This is a genomic window from Pseudomonas sp. GW823-FHT03E05, assembly GCF_058796855.1.
The window spans coordinates 872,811-888,296 of the sequence record NZ_JBXAJB010000001.1 but is presented as its reverse complement, the minus strand read 5'-3'; the positions used below and the strand labels follow the sequence as shown (position 1 = coordinate 888,296).

Below are 15,486 nucleotides of genomic sequence, written 5' to 3'. Positions count from 1 at the left end.
AAAGGGTCAGACAAATGGCCAGATCAGCAGGGTAATACAGAACCCCAAGGTGCCGAGCAAGGTGGTGATCACGGTCCAGGTACGCAGGCCGTCCGCGACGTTGAGGCCGGCCAGCTTGGTGAAGATCCAGTACCCGGCGTCATTGATATGGGACATGGCCAGCCCGCCACCGCCCATGGCCAGGCACAGCAGGGCCATGTGGTTGGGGCTCAGGTTGAGGGTGGCGATCAGCGGCGCGATGATCCCGGCGGTGGTCACCAGGGCCACGGTGGTGGAGCCCTGCACCGCACGCAGCAGCATGGTCAGCAGAAAACCCAGGGCCAGCACCGGCAGGCCGGTGGTGCGCAGCAGGTCGGAGACCACCGCACCGATCCCGGTATCCACCAGCACCTTGCCGAACACCCCGCCGGCACCGGCGATCAGGATCACCATGGCCACCCCGGGCAGCGCCGAGCCGATCACGTCGGACACCTGGCTGCGGCTCCAGCCGCGGCGCGAGCCCAGCAGCCAGGCACACAGCAAGGTGTCCAGCAGCAGCGCCACCAGCGGCGCGCCAAGTACCGTCAGCACCCCGCGCAGGGTGGATTCCAGGGGCAGCAAGGAAGTAGCCAGGGTGCCCAGCAGGATCAGCACGATGGGCAGCAGGATCAGGCTGACGATCAGGCCGAACCCCGGTGGCGGCGCCGGTGGCAGTTTCGCCGCCAGGCTGCCGGTGGATTCTTCCAGGCCCATGTGCGCCACAGCGGCCACCGCCTGGGGGCTGGCAGGCTGCTCGGAACCGTTGTTCCAGGCGGCGAGGTCTTCATTGGTGACGTGCGGGCCGTAGACTTCGGCGCGGATGTCATCGGTCATCGGGTAGTTGCGCCGGGTCATGCGCCCCGCCACGCGGTAGCCCACGTAGCACAGCAGCGCGGTCAGCGGCAGGCCGAACATCAGCACCCGGCCCAGGTCCGCGCCCAGCTGGCTGGCCGCGGCCACCGCTCCAGGGTGCGGCGGCAGGAAGGCGTGCACGGTGAGCAGCGCGGCGCACATCGGCAAGGCGAACACCAGCAGCGGCTTGCGCGCACTGCGGGCCACGCCATAGGCCAGGGGCATGAGGATGATCACCCCGACCTCGAAGAACACCGGCACGCCGATGATGAATCCGGCCATGGTCAGCGCCAGGGGCGTGCGCCGGTTGCCAAAGCGCTCGATCAGGGTCTTGGCCAGCGCCTCGGCGCCGCCGGAAAGCTCGATGATGCGGCCGATCATCGCGCCCAGGGCGATGATGATGGCGATGTGGCCGAGGGTCTTGCCCATGCCGCCCTCGATGGTGGCCACCAGCTCCGCCGGTTTCACCCCGGCCACCAGCGCCACCAGGATGCTTACCAGCATCAGCGCGACAAAGGGCTGGAACTTGTACTTGAGCACCAGGAACAGCAACAGGGCGATACCGGCCCCGGCGGTGATCATCAGAATCAGCGGGCTCATTGCACAAGCCCTCCACCCAGTGGCTGGCAGGGGGTGCTGGTGGTGCGGGAACCCGTAAAGCAAATGCAGTCATTCATCTCGGGAAATCCTGTTGTTATTGTTTTTCAACGGCAAGCCGCTCCCCGCGAAAGCCTCATGAAGGCTTCCGTGGACTGGCGTGCATGAAACGCTGGCAGTGTCGCGGGCTTACCAGGTGGCGCCGAAAGCGTCCCGCAGCTCATCCAGGGCGGCCTGATCCAGAGGTGCCGGGCGCGGCTGGCTCATCAGCCACAGGCGCGCGGTTTCCTCCAGCTCTTCCAGGGCGTAGCTGGCCTTGGACACACTGCTTTCCCAGACCACCGGGCCCAGGCGTTCGAGCATCACCCCACGCACCTGGTTGGCCAGTTGCGCCACCTGCTCGGCGACCTTGGGCGAACCCGGACGCTGGTAGCCGATCAGCGGGATATGCCCGACCTTCATCACCTGGTACGGGGTCAGCGGCGGCAGGATGTCGTCCTCGCGCCAGACCCCGGCCAGGGTCAAGGCCACCAGGTGGGTGGAATGGGTATGCACCACCCCGCCCACCCCGGGATTGCGGTCATACACCTGGCGATGCAGGGCCAGGGTCTTGGACGGTTTGTCGCCGCTCACCCACTCCCCCGCCAGGTTGACCTTGGCGATGGCTGCAGGGTCGAGCCGGCCCAGGCAGATATCGGTGGGGGTGATCAGCCAGCCATCATCGAGCCGCGCACTGATGTTGCCGGCGCTGCCCACGGTGTAGCCGCGCTGATAGAGGCTGCGGCCGACATCACAGATTTCTTCGCGCAGAGCGTTTTCCCGGCTCATGCCTGACCTCCCGCCAGTTGACCCAGGGCCTTGCTGAAAAAGTCGCGACCACCGAAGTTGCCGGACTTCAGCGCCAGGGCCAGGGGCTCGCCGCCACTGCTGACGGTGGCCGGGACCCCGGGATCGATCTGCGCGCCGATCTGCAGCAGGCGCACGTCCAGGGCCTTGACCACGGCGCCGGAGGTTTCCCCGCCAGCCACCACAAAGCGCCGCACGCCGCTGTCGCGCAGGCCCCGGGCGATCTCGCCCAGGGCGTTCTCCACCAGCGCTCCGGCACGTTCGGCACCGAGCTGACGCTGCACCGCCTTGACCTCTTCCGGCGTGCTGGTGGCGTAGATCAGCACCGTGCCCTGCTGCTCCCGGGCAAAGGCCAGGGCCTGTTCCACCACCGCCTCGCCGGCCGCCAGGGCCAGCGGGTCGATGCGCCATGCCGGGCGCTCGGCTTCCAGCCAGGCATCGACCTGGGCATTGGTGGCCAGGGAGGCACTGCCGGCCAGCACCACTTCGCCACCGGCTACCTTGGGCAGGCTTGCAGCGTCGAGGTCGCGCAGCTTGCCGGCGCGACGGAAGTTTTCCGGCAGGCCCAGGGCCAGCCCGGAACCGCCAGTGAGCAGCGGCAGGTCGGCGCAGGCGGCGCCGAGGGTATAGAGGTCGGCATCGGACAGCGCGTCGGCAATCGCCAGGGCAACACCCTGCCCGCGCAGTTCGGCGATCCTGCTGCGCACCGCCTCCACGCCCTGGGCGATGCTGTCGTAGCGCAGCAGGCCTACCGGCAGCCGGGTCTGGGATTGCAGGACCCGCACCAGGTTGGCATCGGTCATCGGCGTCAGCGGGTGATGCTGCATGCCCGATTCGCTGAGCAACTGGTCCTGGACGAACAAGTGGCCACGGAAGATGGTCCGGCCGTTCTCCGGGAACGCCGGGCAGGCCAGGGTGAAATCGCTGCCCAGGGCCTCGAGCAAGGCCTCGCTGACCTGACCGATGTTGCCCGCCGCGGTGGAATCGAAGGTCGAGCAGTATTTGAAGAAGATCTGCTCGCAGCCCTGGTCCCGCAGCCATTGCAGGGCGGCCAGGGATTCGGCCACCGCTTCGCTGGCCGCAGTGGTACGCGACTTCAGCGCGATCACCACGGCGTCGGCGTCCAGCCCGGCAGCCACTTCAGCGCTGGGAATGCCGATGCTCTGCACAGTGCGCATGCCACCGCGAACCAGCATGTTGGCCAGGTCCGTGGCCCCGGTGAAATCGTCTGCGATGCAGCCCAGCAACGGGCGTGGATTGGAAATCGTCATCACGGGCTCCTCACTCGGCATCGGGCTTGGCCACGGGCAGGTCGATGCCCGGGAAGATCTTGATCACCGCCGAGTCGTCCTCGCGGCCAAAACCGGCGCTGGAGGCCTGCATGAACATCTGGTGCGCGGTGGCCGACAACGGCAGCGGGAATTTGCTGGCCCGGGCGGTATCCAGCACCAGCCCCAGGTCCTTGACGAAGATGTCCACCGCGGACAGCGGTGTGTAGTCGGCCTTGAGGATATGCGGAACGCGGTTCTCGAACATCCAGGAGTTGCCCGCGCTGTGAGTGATCACCTCATACAGGGCATCGGCGTCCACCCCTTCGCGCAGCCCCAGGGCCATGGCTTCGGCAGAGGCGGCAATGTGCACCCCGGCCAGCAACTGGTTGATGATCTTGACCTTGGAGCCCAGGCCATGGGCATCCCCCAGGCGATAGACCTTGCCGGCCATGCCCCCAAGAATCGCCTCGGCCCTGGCGTAAGCGGTGGCCGGGCCGGAGGTCATCATGGTCATCTCGCCGGCGGCGGCCTTGGCCGCGCCACCGGAGATCGGTGCATCCAGATAGAGCAGGCCCAGGGCCTCCAGGCGCTGGCCCAGGTCCACGGCGTAGGTCGGGGCCACGGTGGCGCAGCCGATCACCAGGCTGCCGGGACGCAGTGCCGCTGCCGCCCCGCCCTCGCCGAACAGCACGCTTTCGGTCTGCTCGGCATTGACCACCACGGTGACAATCACATCGCATTCGCCGGCCAGTTGCGCCGCCGAGGCGCAAGCCACGCCGCCTTCGCTGGCGAACTGCTCGGTGACCGCAGCACGGACGTCACAGGCATGCACCTTGAAACCGCTGCGCAGCAACGACCGGGCGATGCCCAGGCCCATGGCGCCAAGACCGATGACACCGACATTGTTGTTATTCATGGGGGACTCCAGAAATAGACCAGGACTGTGCCGCGCCAGACAGACGCCGGGCAAGAACCGGGCAGGACAGGGAAATCCGGATTGCAGGTCCGGCAAATGCAACACAGGCAGCAACAGGCGCAGCGCCAGACGGCAAGCCCGGAAGGTGCATGGCACCGTGGGCAGGTGCCGAGAGAGGCAGGAGCGAATCGATCATCATGGCCATCCTGTTGCTGTTGTTATCAGGTTGAGCTTTGGCTGTGAACGATCATCCACCAATGAACGGATTATGTGAAGAAGTTTTTCAATCTAACATTTTTTAACATCACCTTGAGCGCCCGGCCCCGGCCAGCCACTGGTCGGAAGCCGACGGCCGGTGCCCCGTGGGCTGCTACAACCCTTCACAGCCCTGATCTGGATCAGCATGGCCCGGGGTGACCTGGCCGAGGCTGAATGAACGAGGGCTGCTGACTGGCGGTAGCACCCTTCATCGCAACCCCGTTGACGCTCCCCCTGGCGGAGAGCTCAATGGCCTGTCTGGTTATGCTTGGATAAGGATGATTCAACATGGCAAAGATTGAGGTTTTATCAGGTGATTTCCTGCAAGGCGCCGGCGAGTACCGGCACGGCACCTTCAGGCTCAAGACGGTATTCAACAGCAACGGCGTCGAGGTCAAGGCATCGGCCTTCAAGACGCTGGAGATCGCCAGCGAAAGCCCCATAACCAACAAGGACGCCCTGGGCTACGGCATTGCCGGCGCCATGCTGTTGGGCCCGGTGGGCGCCCTGGCCGGGTACCTGATGGCGGGTACGGAAAACGAAGTGACCTTCATCGGCACCCTCAAGGATGGCCGGCAGTTGATGGCGGCCACCGATAGCGCGACCTACAAGGATATCTCCCAGCACTTGCTGCACTGATAATCCTCGTCGCTATATTCAGTGCTCATGACATCCCCATCTGTCATGGGCACTTTCTTTATATGAAACTTATATATATCCGCCTCTCGCATCAGCTAATTCCCACCCTTAGCTGAACCTCACCTGAAACTTCGTCACTGATCAATGATTCAGGGCAATTTAACCTTGACTCCAGCACCCCTCCTGAGTAAATTGCGCGGGCCGGTAATTACGGCCCTTTGTTTAACTCACTAAAGAAGCCAATGGACACAGTATCTAGACGCTGTCTGGTCACTGCCGCTGCGCAGAGCCAGGCACTTAACCCTGAAAATGACGGGACTCGACTCCGCGGTCGGGTAAGCTGCGCTAGGGCTTGACGCTCCAACGTAACTTGCCTCCCCCGGAGCCAGTCCGGTCGCGAGGCAAATGTTATGCACTTCACTTCCTCTGTAATGCCAGGCGTTCGCGCCTTCGCCGCCACCATGCGGGTCAAGCTGTGCCGTGAGCCCAAGGTTCTGGCGCGCTCGCCGTTTTCTCGTGCCGCCCCCACCCCCTCGACCGCCCTGCGAGCCAATTGGCGCGTCTGCCCGATGACCGGGCAGTTGCAGCAACGCTGGAGCTTCGACGATAGCCAGGACCCGCAGAGTCGGGGCGCTGCCCTGCTCCTGCAGCAGGCCGGACTGATCTTCGGCCTGTACCTCGGGGCACGCAGCCCAGCCTGAACCAGCGGTAACTTTCCGTTGTTTGCAAACGAACTTTAAAAGTTTAAGTTCGGCGGCGTGCTAGTGCCTGTCAGTTAATAAAGTTACTGGAGAAAGTTATGGAAGAGGCCAGTAGTAGGTTCGCTGCCCATACAACTTCATTGTTTGGGCAGCGAACGTTAAAACCTGAAAAACGCCAAGATCAAAATCGATCGCTAACCTGCGGCTCGACATGTTTTCGCTCGCCTTTAATTAGTTGAGTGTTGCTGTGTCGTGCCGCAAGCAGGCGGCAGGAGCACAGACCATGACTGTAAAAACCCCAACTTCCCGCAACACCAGCGCCACCAGTGACAGCAACAAGCTGTCGATGCGTGCCGCCCGCGAAGCCCAGAACGGCCTGGCCGTCACCCTGGCCAACGTCAACTCCACCACCGCCGGCCTCACTGAACTGGATGCCGAGGGCCGCCTGCAACGGGACGGCCACAACGAGGTCGCCCACGACCGTCCGCCACACGCTCTGGTGCAGCTGCTCCAGGCTTTCAACAACCCTTTCATCTATGTGCTGATGACCCTGACCGGTATCAGTTTCTTCACCGACTTCTGGCTGCCGCTGCAGGCCGGCGAAGAAACCGATCTCACCGGGGTCATCATCGTCCTGGTGATGGTGCTGGCCAGCGGCCTGATGCGTTTCTGGCAGGAACACCGCTCGGCCAAGGCCGCCGAAGCGCTCAAGGCCATGGTACGGACCACCGCCGCCGTACTGCGCCGCGAGCAGATGGGCATGCAGGCCCGGGTGCGTGAAGTGCCGATGCGCGATTTGGTGGTGGGCGACATCATCCAGCTGTCCGCCGGTGACATGATCCCTGCCGATATCCGCCTGATCGAATCCCGCGACCTGTTCATCAGCCAGGCGGTGCTCACCGGCGAAGCCTTGCCGGTTGAAAAGTACGACACCCTGGGCGCCGTCCAGGAAAAGTCCGCCACCGCCCAGGCCGCCGATCAGCAAGACCTGCTGGACCTGCCGAACATCTGCTTCATGGGCACCAACGTGGTCAGCGGCACGGCCACCGCCGTGGTCGTGGCCACCGGCTCGCGCACCTACTTCGGTTCCCTGGCCCGCTCCATCGTCGGCTCCCGCACCCAGACCGCCTTCGACCGCGGGGTCAACAGCGTCAGCTGGCTGCTGATCCGCTTCATGCTGGTGATGGTGCCCATCGTTCTGCTGATCAACGGATTCGCCAAGGGCGACTGGGCCGAAGCCTTCATGTTCGCCCTGGCAGTGGCCGTCGGCCTGACCCCGGAAATGCTGCCGATGATCGTCAGCGCCAACCTGGCCAAGGGCGCCTCGGCCATGGCCAAGCGCAAGGTGGTGGTCAAGCGCCTCAACGCGATCCAGAACTTCGGCGCCATGGACGTGCTCTGCACCGACAAGACCGGCACCCTGACCCAGGACCGGATCATCCTCGAACATCACGTCGACATCAGCGGCAGCCGCTGCGATGAAGTGCTGCAACTGGCCTGGCTCAACAGCTACCACCAGAGCGGCATGAAGAACCTGATGGACCGCGCAGTGGTCAGCTTCGCCGAGGAAAACCCGCACTTCACCCCGCCTGCCGCCTGGCGCAAGGTGGATGAGCTGCCGTTCGACTTCGTCCGGCGCCGCCTGTCGGTCATCCTCGCCGATGCCCGCGGCCACCACCTGCTGGTGTGCAAGGGCGCGGTGGAGGAAATGCTGGAAACCGCCACCCGGGTCCGCAAGAACGGTGTCACCCAGACCATCGACGCCGCCCTGCGTGCCGAGTTGCTGCAACTGGCCGAAGACTATAACCGCGACGGTTTCCGCGTGCTGCTGGTGGGCACCCGTGACATCGCCCGGGACCAGATCAAGAACCAGTACAGCGCCAGCGACGAACGCGAGCTGGTGATCGAAGGCTTCCTGACCTTCCTCGATCCGCCGAAGGAAACCGCCGGCCCGGCGATTGCCGCCCTGCGCGACAACGGCGTCACCGTGAAGGTACTGACCGGTGACAACGCCATCGTCACCGCGAAGATCTGCCGCGAGGTCGGCCTGGAAGTCGGCGAGCCGCTGCTGGGTCGTGACATCGAGCGCATGGACGACGAAGTGCTGGGGCGCCTGGTGGAAGAGCGCACGGTATTTGCCAAGCTCACCCCACTGCAGAAGTCCCGGGTGCTCAAGGCATTGCAGGCCAACGGCCACACCGTGGGCTTTCTCGGCGACGGCATCAACGACGCCCCGGCGCTGCGCGATGCCGACGTCGGCATCTCGGTGGACAGCGGCACCGACATCGCCAAGGAATCGGCGGACATCATCCTCCTGGAAAAGAGCCTGATGGTGCTGGAGGAAGGGGTGATCAAGGGTCGCGAGACCTTCGGCAACATCATGAAGTACCTGAACATGACCGCCAGCTCCAACTTCGGCAACGTGTTCTCGGTGCTGGTGGCCAGTGCCTTCATTCCGTTCCTGCCGATGCTGGCGATCCACCTGCTGCTGCAGAACCTGATGTACGACTTCTCCCAGCTGGCCCTGCCGTGGGACAAGATGGACAAGGAATACCTGAGCAAGCCACGCAAGTGGGACGCCAAGAACATCGGGCGCTTCATGCTGTGGATCGGGCCGACCTCGTCGATCTTCGACATCACCACCTTTGCCCTGATGTGGTACGTGTTTGCCGCCAACAGCGTGGAAATGGCCGCCCTGTTCCAGTCCGGCTGGTTCATCGAAGGCCTGCTCTCCCAGACCCTGGTGGTGCACATGCTGCGCACCCGCAAGATCCCGTTCATCCAGAGCACCGCGGCACTGCCGGTCATGCTCGCCACGGGCCTGGTGATGGCACTGGGTATCTATGTGCCCTTCTCGCCTCTGGGCAGCATGGTCGGCCTGGTGCCGCTGCCATGGGAATACTTCCCTTGGCTGGTGGGTACCCTGCTCAGCTACTGCGTGGTCGCCCAGACCATGAAGACCCTGTACATCCGCCGCTTCAAGCAGTGGTTCTAAGGGCCTGAGCCCGGTGCGACCGCCCCAGGGCGGTCGCACCAGATACAGCAAACCAACGATGCCACCGTCGGCGCGGCCAGCGCCCTGTCGACGGCGACGCTGTTCGCCCGAAAGGAGCATCGCCATGTTTTTCAAAGCTTTTTCGCTGTTGCAACGCGGCCTGAAGGCCTTGCTGGTCTGCGGCCTGTGCGCCTGCGCCAGGCTGCTCGCCCGCCTGAGCATCCGCCTCTATGTGCGGGGCCTGCTGAGCGCCGTTGAAATGCGTTTCCTGCTGGGGTTCAGCGCCGCCATCACCCGCGCCTCGCTGCGCCTGGCGATTGCCTGAAACCTGTCACAGTCCCGGGAGAATACTCATGTCGGGCACTACTCTTCTGATCAACCTGGCCGGCGCCATCGCGCTGTTGCTGTGGGGCTCGCAGATGATCTGCGGCTCACTCCTGCGGGGCTTCGGCAGCCCGCTGCGGCACTGGCTCGGGCAACACCTGAACAACCGCTGGCTGGCGCTGCTGTGCGGCGTCGGCATCACCGGCGTGGTGCAAAGCAGCACTGCGGTGAGCCTGATGGCCAGCTCCTTCACCGCCGCCGGCACCCTGGGCCTGGCCCCGGCGCTGGCGGTGATGCTGGGGGCCAATATCGGCTCGACCCTGGTGGTCCAGCTGCTCAGCCTCGACCTCTCGCTGGCGGCACCCGTGGCATTGCTGGCGGGCTTCCTGTGCTTTCGCCTGCGGGACGATTCGCGCTTTGAAAGCATCGGCTGCGCACTGATCGGCCTGGGCCTGATGCTGCTGGCCCTGGGCATGCTCGGCGCGACCCTGGGGGCGGTGGAAGGCACCCCGGTGTTCCAGCTGGTGATGACCAGCCTCGACGGCGACCTGCTGCTGGCCCTGCTGGTGGCGCTGCTGCTGACCTGGATGTGCCACTCCAGCGTTGCCGTGGTGCTGCTGATTGCCTCGCTGGCCGGCACTGGGCTGCTGTCGCCGGCCACCAGCATGGCCCTGGTGCTGGGGGTCAACCTCGGCAGCACCCTGCCCTCGCTGCTCAGCGCCAGCGGCAACGTGGCCCGGCGCCTGCCCCTGGGCAACCTGCTGGTACGCCTGTCGGGAGCGGCGCTGCTGATGCCCTGGATCGCCACCCTGGGCCAGTGGCACGTCATCGAGCAACTGCCTCCGGCACTGCTGGTGGTGGCCCTGCACACCGCCTTCAGTCTGGTGCTGGCGCTGCTGTTCATCGGTTTCACCGGGCCAATGGCCAAGCTGCTGACCCGGCTGCTGCCGGCCCCGGCCGCGGTGACCGACCCGGGCATGCCGCTGTACCTGGACGAAGCCGGCCTGGAAGTGGCCAATATCGGCCTGTCCAACGCCGCCCGCGAAGCCTTGCGCATGGCCGACATGCTCTCGGGCATGCTCGACCGGGTGCTGCAGCTGTTTCGCACCGCCAACCAGGCCAATGCCGATCAGGTGCGCCATATCGATCAGTCCCTGGACCTGCTCAGCGCGGCGATCCGCGCCTACCTGGCGGATATCGGCAAGGAAGGCATCAGCGACCAGGATGCCGACCGCTCCCAGGAAATCCTGCTGCTGGTGATCAACCTGGAACATGCCGGGGACATTCTCGCCACCAGCCTGGCGCACCTGGCCGCGCGGCGCTTGCGCCGTGGCGAGCCGTTTTCCGAGTTCGAGCTGAGCACCCTGTACCCGCTGCACCAGGAACTGCTGGACAGCCTGAGCCTGGCCATCACCGTGTTCCTGCGCGAAGACCTGCCCACCGCCCACCAACTGGTGGCGCGCAAGGAAAACGTACGGCGCCTGGAAGCCGCCGCCAGCCGCGAGCACTTTCGCAAGTTGCGCGAAGACCGTGGCGCCTGGGCCGAATCCGGGGACATTTTCCAGCGCTTGCTGCGCGACTACCGGCGGGTTCACCACCACATCGCCGCCCTGGCCTACCCGGCCCTGGAGCGCGCCGGTGAACGGGACATCGAGCACGCTTACCTCAACGAACCGCTGCCCGGCGAGACCAGCATCAGCCCGGTAAAGGAGAACAGCCCATGCGCGTCCTGATCTGCGCCGGCCGCTACTACGCCGACGACCGCCGGTGCCGCCAGGTCCTCGACGCCTTTCAGCGCCTGCATGAAACCCGCGTGGTGATTCATGGCGGCAGCCAGTTCCTCGGCGCCCATATCGAGGACTGGGCCCGGGACATCGGTGCCGACATCGTCCGCTACCCGCCCAACTGGCAACGCCATGGCAAGCACGCCGAACGCCTGCGCAACGCCTTCATGCTGGCCGACAGCCGCCCCGACATCGTCCTCGCCCTGCCCGGTGGGGAAGACACCGAAGAACTGCTGGCCCAGGCCCGGGCCCGGCAGATCCAGGTTCTGTCGATGGCCGACCAGTAAGCCTCCCAAGCCGCCACCCTCTGCACCGGCCCGCACGCCAGATGCACCGGTGCCCCAACCCAGAACGAGATCCGCCATGTCCAAGCACACCCCACATCGCCCCTCGCGTTCCAGCGCCTTTGGCCACCCTCTGCCTGCCGCGAAAAGCCGCATGCTCAAGCGCAACCTGCTGTTCCTCGCCCTCACCGCCAGCGCGACCGCCACCCTGGCCCTGTGCTCCAAGGCCCAGGCCACCGGCGGCGCCTACGTGGTGGACGACGGCGCCATCAACGCTCCCGGGGAATGCAATGTCGATGTCTGGTACCAGAGCACCCGCCACCAGGGCTCCAGCCACACCAGCGTGGTGGCCCCGGCCTGCACCTTCAGCCAACTGCCCTGGGTGCAACTGGGGGCCGCGGTGCAGCGCCAGCAGGCCGACGGCCAGGGCGAGACCCAGCTCAGCCCCCAGGTCAAGCTGGCCCTGCTGGACCGTGAGGACCTGGGCCTGCAACTGGCCCTGGCCGGCTCCGCCCACTGGGCCCTGAACCGCAGCCACAGCTTCGATGGTGGCGACCTCGCCCTGCCACTGACCTTCAGCCCTGTTGCCAGCCTGCGCCTGAACCTGAATGCCGGCTGGGCCCACGCCTATGACGACGGCGACCAGAGCCACCGCTGGGCCTGGGGCAGCGGGCTGGAGTACGACCTGGCCCAGAGCCTGACCCTGATTGCCGAGCGCTACGGCCAACGCGGCGGCGAACAGGGCTGGCAGGCCGGCCCGCGCCTGCACCTGGGCCAGCACCTGGACCTGGACCTGATCGTTGGCCAGCACCTGACCGAAGACCGCGATCGCTGGCTGACCACCGGCGCGACCCTGCGCTTCTAACCCCCGAAAGCGCCCCACCTCTGTAGGAGCTGGCTTGCCAGCGAAGGCGTCGGCAAGGGCGATGGAAGACTCAAGGGCCTCTTCGCCGGCAGCCGGCTCCTACGCAAGGTACGCTCGGCGTTGCGTTGCACCGTAGGAGCTGGCTTGCCAGCGAAAGCGTCGGCAAGGGCGATGCAGGGCTCTGGGACCTCTTCGCCAGCAAGCCGGCTCCTACAGGGCCAGGAGTTGCGCGGTGCACTGGGCGATGCGGCGGCAGGCTTCGGCCAGCCGTTCGCGGTCCAGCACCAGGGCAATGCGAATGTGCCCGACCACGCTGGGGCCGAAGGCTTCGCCCGCCAGCACTGAAACCCCATAACCCTCCAGCAGTCGCTCGGCGAACGCCTGGGCGCCCAGCCCGGTGCGGCGTACGTCGACCATGACGAACATGCCGCCATCGGGCAGCACTGGCCGCAAGCCCGGGCACTGCCCGAGCAGGGTGCACACCAGGTCGCGGCGCTGGCGGTACTCCTCGCGCATCCGTGGCAGTTCCGGCAGTTCGCGGGTCAGCGCCACCACTGCCGCATTCTGGATGAAGTCCGGCAGGCCGTAGAGCATGCACAGGGCCAGATTGCTCAGGTGCCCGGCCAGCACCGGCGGAGCGATCACCCAGCCCACCCGCCAGCCGCTCATGGCATGGGACTTGGACAGGCTGTTGATGGTGGCGGTGCGCCCGCCCATTCGCGGCAGACCGCCCGGGCTCAGGTGCTGGCCTTCGTACATCAGGTCGCCGTAGACCTCGTCGGAAACCAGCCACAGGTCATGCTCCATGCACAACCGCGCCAGGACCTGCCAGTCATCCAGGGACAGGCTGGCCCCGGAGGGGTTGTTGGGGCTGTTGATGAGCATGGCCCGGGTCCGCGGGCTGATGCGCGCCGCCACTTCCTGCGGGTCCAGGCGAAAGCCCTGATCGGCCCGTACCGGCACCGGCACCACGGTGGCGCCACAGGCACCGAACACCCCTTCGTAGGTGACATACATGGGCTCGGCCACCAGCACCTCGTCCCCCGGGTCGAGCAGGCACTGGGCCACGGAGAACACCGCACACTGCGCCCCCGGCAGCACCACCACGTGCTCGGCATCGACGATCTGCCCGGTGCGCTGGTGGTGGCAACGGGCGATGCAACTGCGCAACGCCAGGTTGCCGCGCACGTCCGAATAGTGGGTGTCACCGGCCAGCAGGCTGTCGATGGCCGCCTGGACCACCGGCCGGGGGGTGTCGAAATCCGGATCGCCGATGGTCAGCAACAGCACATCGCGCCCCTGCTCGCGCAAGGCCAAAGCTCGGTAATGGATATCCCAGGCGGCGGAACCTTCTCCGGCAATCCGTTGGGTCAGGGCTGAATAGCGCATCGCTTTCTCCATGAAAGATGCTTCAGCCAGAACCCTAGGTGCTGGCGCGGCACTCGTCGAGCGAGCGTCAGCGCCGTTGGACGCTTAGATCACAAAACGCGCCACCAGAGCGTTCAGGTCCACCGCCAGGCGCGACAACTCATGGCTGGCGGCGCTGGTCTGGTTGGCCCCGGCCGCCGACTGGGTGGCCAGGTCGCGGATATTCACCAGGTTGCGGTCCACCTCGCGGGACACCTGCGCCTGCTCTTCGGAGGCGCTGGCGATCACCAGGTTGCGCTCGTTGATCTGGTTGATGGATTCGGCAATCTGCTCCAGGGCCACACCCGCGGCACGGGCCAGTTCCAGGGTGCTCTGGGTACGCTGGTTGCTCTGCTGCATCGACTCCACGGCGTCGCCCGTGCCGTTCTGGATGCCGGCCACCATCTTCTCGATTTCCTGGGTCGACTGGGCGGTGCGATGGGCCAGGGCCCGCACCTCGTCGGCCACCACCGCAAAGCCGCGCCCGGCCTCGCCGGCACGGGCCGCCTCGATGGCCGCGTTGAGGGCCAGCAGGTTGGTCTGCTCGGCGATGGCCCGGATCACGTCCAGCACCTTGCCGATATCCCGGCCCTGGGTCGCCAGGCCTTCGATCATCACCGAGGTGCTCTGCACGTCGTGGGTCATGGTCTGGATCGCGTCCACGGTTTCCACCACCCGGTCGCGACCTTCGCGAGCGGCCTGGGTCGACTGCCGGGAAGCCTCGGAAGTGGACACCGCGTTGCGTGCCACCTCCTCCACCGCGGCGGTCATTTCGTTGACCGCGGTGGCCGCCTGTTCGATCTCGTTGTTCTGCTGCTGCAAGCCGCGGGAAGCCTCTTCAGTGACCGCGCTGAGTTCTTCCGAGGCCGAGGCCAGCTGGGTCGCCGAGCCGGCGATCTGCTCGATGGTGCGGCGCAGGCTGGCCTGCATCTCGGCCAGGGCCTGCAACAGCCGCGCCGGCTCGTCCTTGCCATCGACCTCGATGGCCTGGCGCAGGTTGCCGCCGGCGATCACCTGCGCGGCATTCAGGGCCTTGTTCAGGGGGGTGACGATGCTGCGGGTGAGCAACAGCGCCAGAACAATGGTCAGCAGCGCGGCAAGCACAGCCACCGCCACAATCCCGGCGATGGCGCTGCTGTAGTGCTCGCCGGCAGCCTTGGAAGCGCTCCTGGCATCAGCAGCGTTGATCGCGATCAGTTGGTTCAACTGCTCGCCCATCTGGTCTGTGCCTTCCTTGATCCGCGAATTGATCAGGCTGCGCATTTCATCCAGCTTGTTCTGGCGCGACAGTTCGAGCATCTCGTTCTGCGCCTGCAGGTAGTTGTCCAGGGTCGTAGCGAAGGTCTTGTACAGCGCCGCCTCCTGCGGCCCCGCCGGCAAGGCCGCATAGCTGGCCTGGGCCTTTCTGGCGTTGTCCACCAGTACGCCGATGCGCGTCTGGGCTTCTGCCAGGCCTGCCGGCTCGCGGTTCACCAGCACACGAAAGGAAAGAATCCGCAGGCGCAGCACGTTCTCGGTGAGGTTGCCGAGAAAGCCGACACTGGGCAGCTGGTTGCTTTCCATGTCCACCGAGGCTTCGCGGATCACCGCCATGCGATTGACCGCAAACACCCCCAGCACCACGACCAGCAAGGCAATGAAGGCAAAACCGAGGAAAGCACGAGGGGCGATATTCAGGTTACGCAAGGACATAGGACGACTCTCGAGGGAGAACGGGCGACGGGCATCC

General features: G+C 65.7%; 13 protein-coding genes and 1 pseudogene. 7 read left to right on the top strand and 7 right to left on the bottom strand.

What is annotated here, in order from left to right; translation table 11 throughout:
* Positions 1-6 precede the first annotated feature (6 nt).
* The 4 genes from AC1RCO_RS04035 to ltnD form a co-directional block, all read right to left on the bottom strand.
* Positions 7-1,470, bottom strand: a complete 1,464-nt coding sequence (locus AC1RCO_RS04035) for a GntP family transporter (protein WP_011061625.1) — start codon at positions 1,468-1,470, stop codon at positions 7-9.
* A 186-nt stretch (positions 1,471-1,656) separates the two neighbouring features.
* Complete coding sequence (gene otnC, locus AC1RCO_RS04030) at positions 1,657-2,295, bottom strand: 3-oxo-tetronate 4-phosphate decarboxylase (RefSeq protein ID WP_011061626.1); 639 nt, start codon at positions 2,293-2,295, stop codon at positions 1,657-1,659.
* Positions 2,292-3,584 (bottom strand): 3-oxo-tetronate kinase, encoded by a 1,293-nt coding sequence (gene otnK / locus AC1RCO_RS04025; RefSeq protein WP_011061627.1) that lies wholly within the window; start codon positions 3,582-3,584, stop codon positions 2,292-2,294. The genes otnC and otnK overlap by 4 nt, the downstream gene beginning before the upstream one ends.
* 10 nt (positions 3,585-3,594) lie before the next feature.
* Positions 3,595-4,500, bottom strand: a complete 906-nt coding sequence (gene ltnD, locus AC1RCO_RS04020; protein WP_011061628.1) for an L-threonate dehydrogenase — start codon at positions 4,498-4,500, stop codon at positions 3,595-3,597.
* 546 nt (positions 4,501-5,046) lie between these two features.
* Between ltnD and AC1RCO_RS04015 the strand changes: the two genes are divergently transcribed.
* From AC1RCO_RS04015 to AC1RCO_RS03985, 7 genes are all read left to right on the top strand, one after another.
* Complete coding sequence (locus tag AC1RCO_RS04015; protein WP_011061629.1) at positions 5,047-5,397, top strand: hypothetical protein; 351 nt, start codon at positions 5,047-5,049, stop codon at positions 5,395-5,397.
* 410 nt (positions 5,398-5,807) lie between these two features.
* The gene (locus AC1RCO_RS04010; protein ID WP_492617417.1) at positions 5,808-6,098 is read left to right on the top strand and encodes a hypothetical protein; all 291 of its coding nucleotides are present in this window, start codon (positions 5,808-5,810) and stop codon (positions 6,096-6,098) included.
* Between the two features lie 283 nt (positions 6,099-6,381).
* Entirely contained in the window at positions 6,382-9,093 is a 2,712-nt protein-coding gene (gene mgtA, locus AC1RCO_RS04005) for a magnesium-translocating P-type ATPase (protein WP_047287087.1), read from the top strand.
* Between the two features lie 124 nt (positions 9,094-9,217).
* The gene (locus tag AC1RCO_RS04000) at positions 9,218-9,418 is read left to right on the top strand and encodes a hypothetical protein (protein ID WP_015635857.1); all 201 of its coding nucleotides are present in this window, start codon (positions 9,218-9,220) and stop codon (positions 9,416-9,418) included.
* Positions 9,419-9,446: 28 nt separating this feature from the next.
* A complete protein-coding gene (locus AC1RCO_RS03995) occupies positions 9,447-11,150 on the top strand; it encodes a Na/Pi cotransporter family protein (RefSeq protein ID WP_011061633.1) in 1,704 nt (567 codons plus the stop codon).
* Positions 11,138-11,488: a DUF2493 domain-containing protein gene (locus AC1RCO_RS03990; protein ID WP_041752297.1), complete on the top strand. Its 351-nt coding sequence runs from the start codon at positions 11,138-11,140 to the stop codon at positions 11,486-11,488. The genes AC1RCO_RS03995 and AC1RCO_RS03990 overlap by 13 nt, the downstream gene beginning before the upstream one ends.
* 76 nt (positions 11,489-11,564) lie before the next feature.
* Positions 11,565-12,350 carry a PA4824 family protein gene (locus tag AC1RCO_RS03985; protein ID WP_492617416.1) on the top strand — a complete coding sequence of 262 codons (786 nt, stop codon included), beginning with the start codon at positions 11,565-11,567 and terminating at the stop codon, positions 12,348-12,350.
* Positions 12,351-12,560: 210 nt separating this feature from the next.
* On the opposite strand, the gene AC1RCO_RS03980 is transcribed toward AC1RCO_RS03985, so the two are convergent.
* From AC1RCO_RS03980 to AC1RCO_RS03970, 3 genes and pseudogenes are all read right to left on the bottom strand, one after another.
* Entirely contained in the window at positions 12,561-13,739 is a 1,179-nt protein-coding gene (locus AC1RCO_RS03980) for a pyridoxal phosphate-dependent aminotransferase (protein WP_492617415.1), read from the bottom strand.
* Between the two features lie 84 nt (positions 13,740-13,823).
* Positions 13,824-14,687 (bottom strand): methyl-accepting chemotaxis protein, encoded by an 864-nt coding sequence (locus AC1RCO_RS03975; RefSeq protein ID WP_370059506.1) that lies wholly within the window; start codon positions 14,685-14,687, stop codon positions 13,824-13,826.
* Positions 14,682-15,449, bottom strand: a pseudogene (locus tag AC1RCO_RS03970) (MCP four helix bundle domain-containing protein); the annotation flags it as partial. The gene AC1RCO_RS03975 and the pseudogene AC1RCO_RS03970, both read right to left, overlap by 6 nt.
* Positions 15,450-15,486 lie beyond the last annotated feature (37 nt).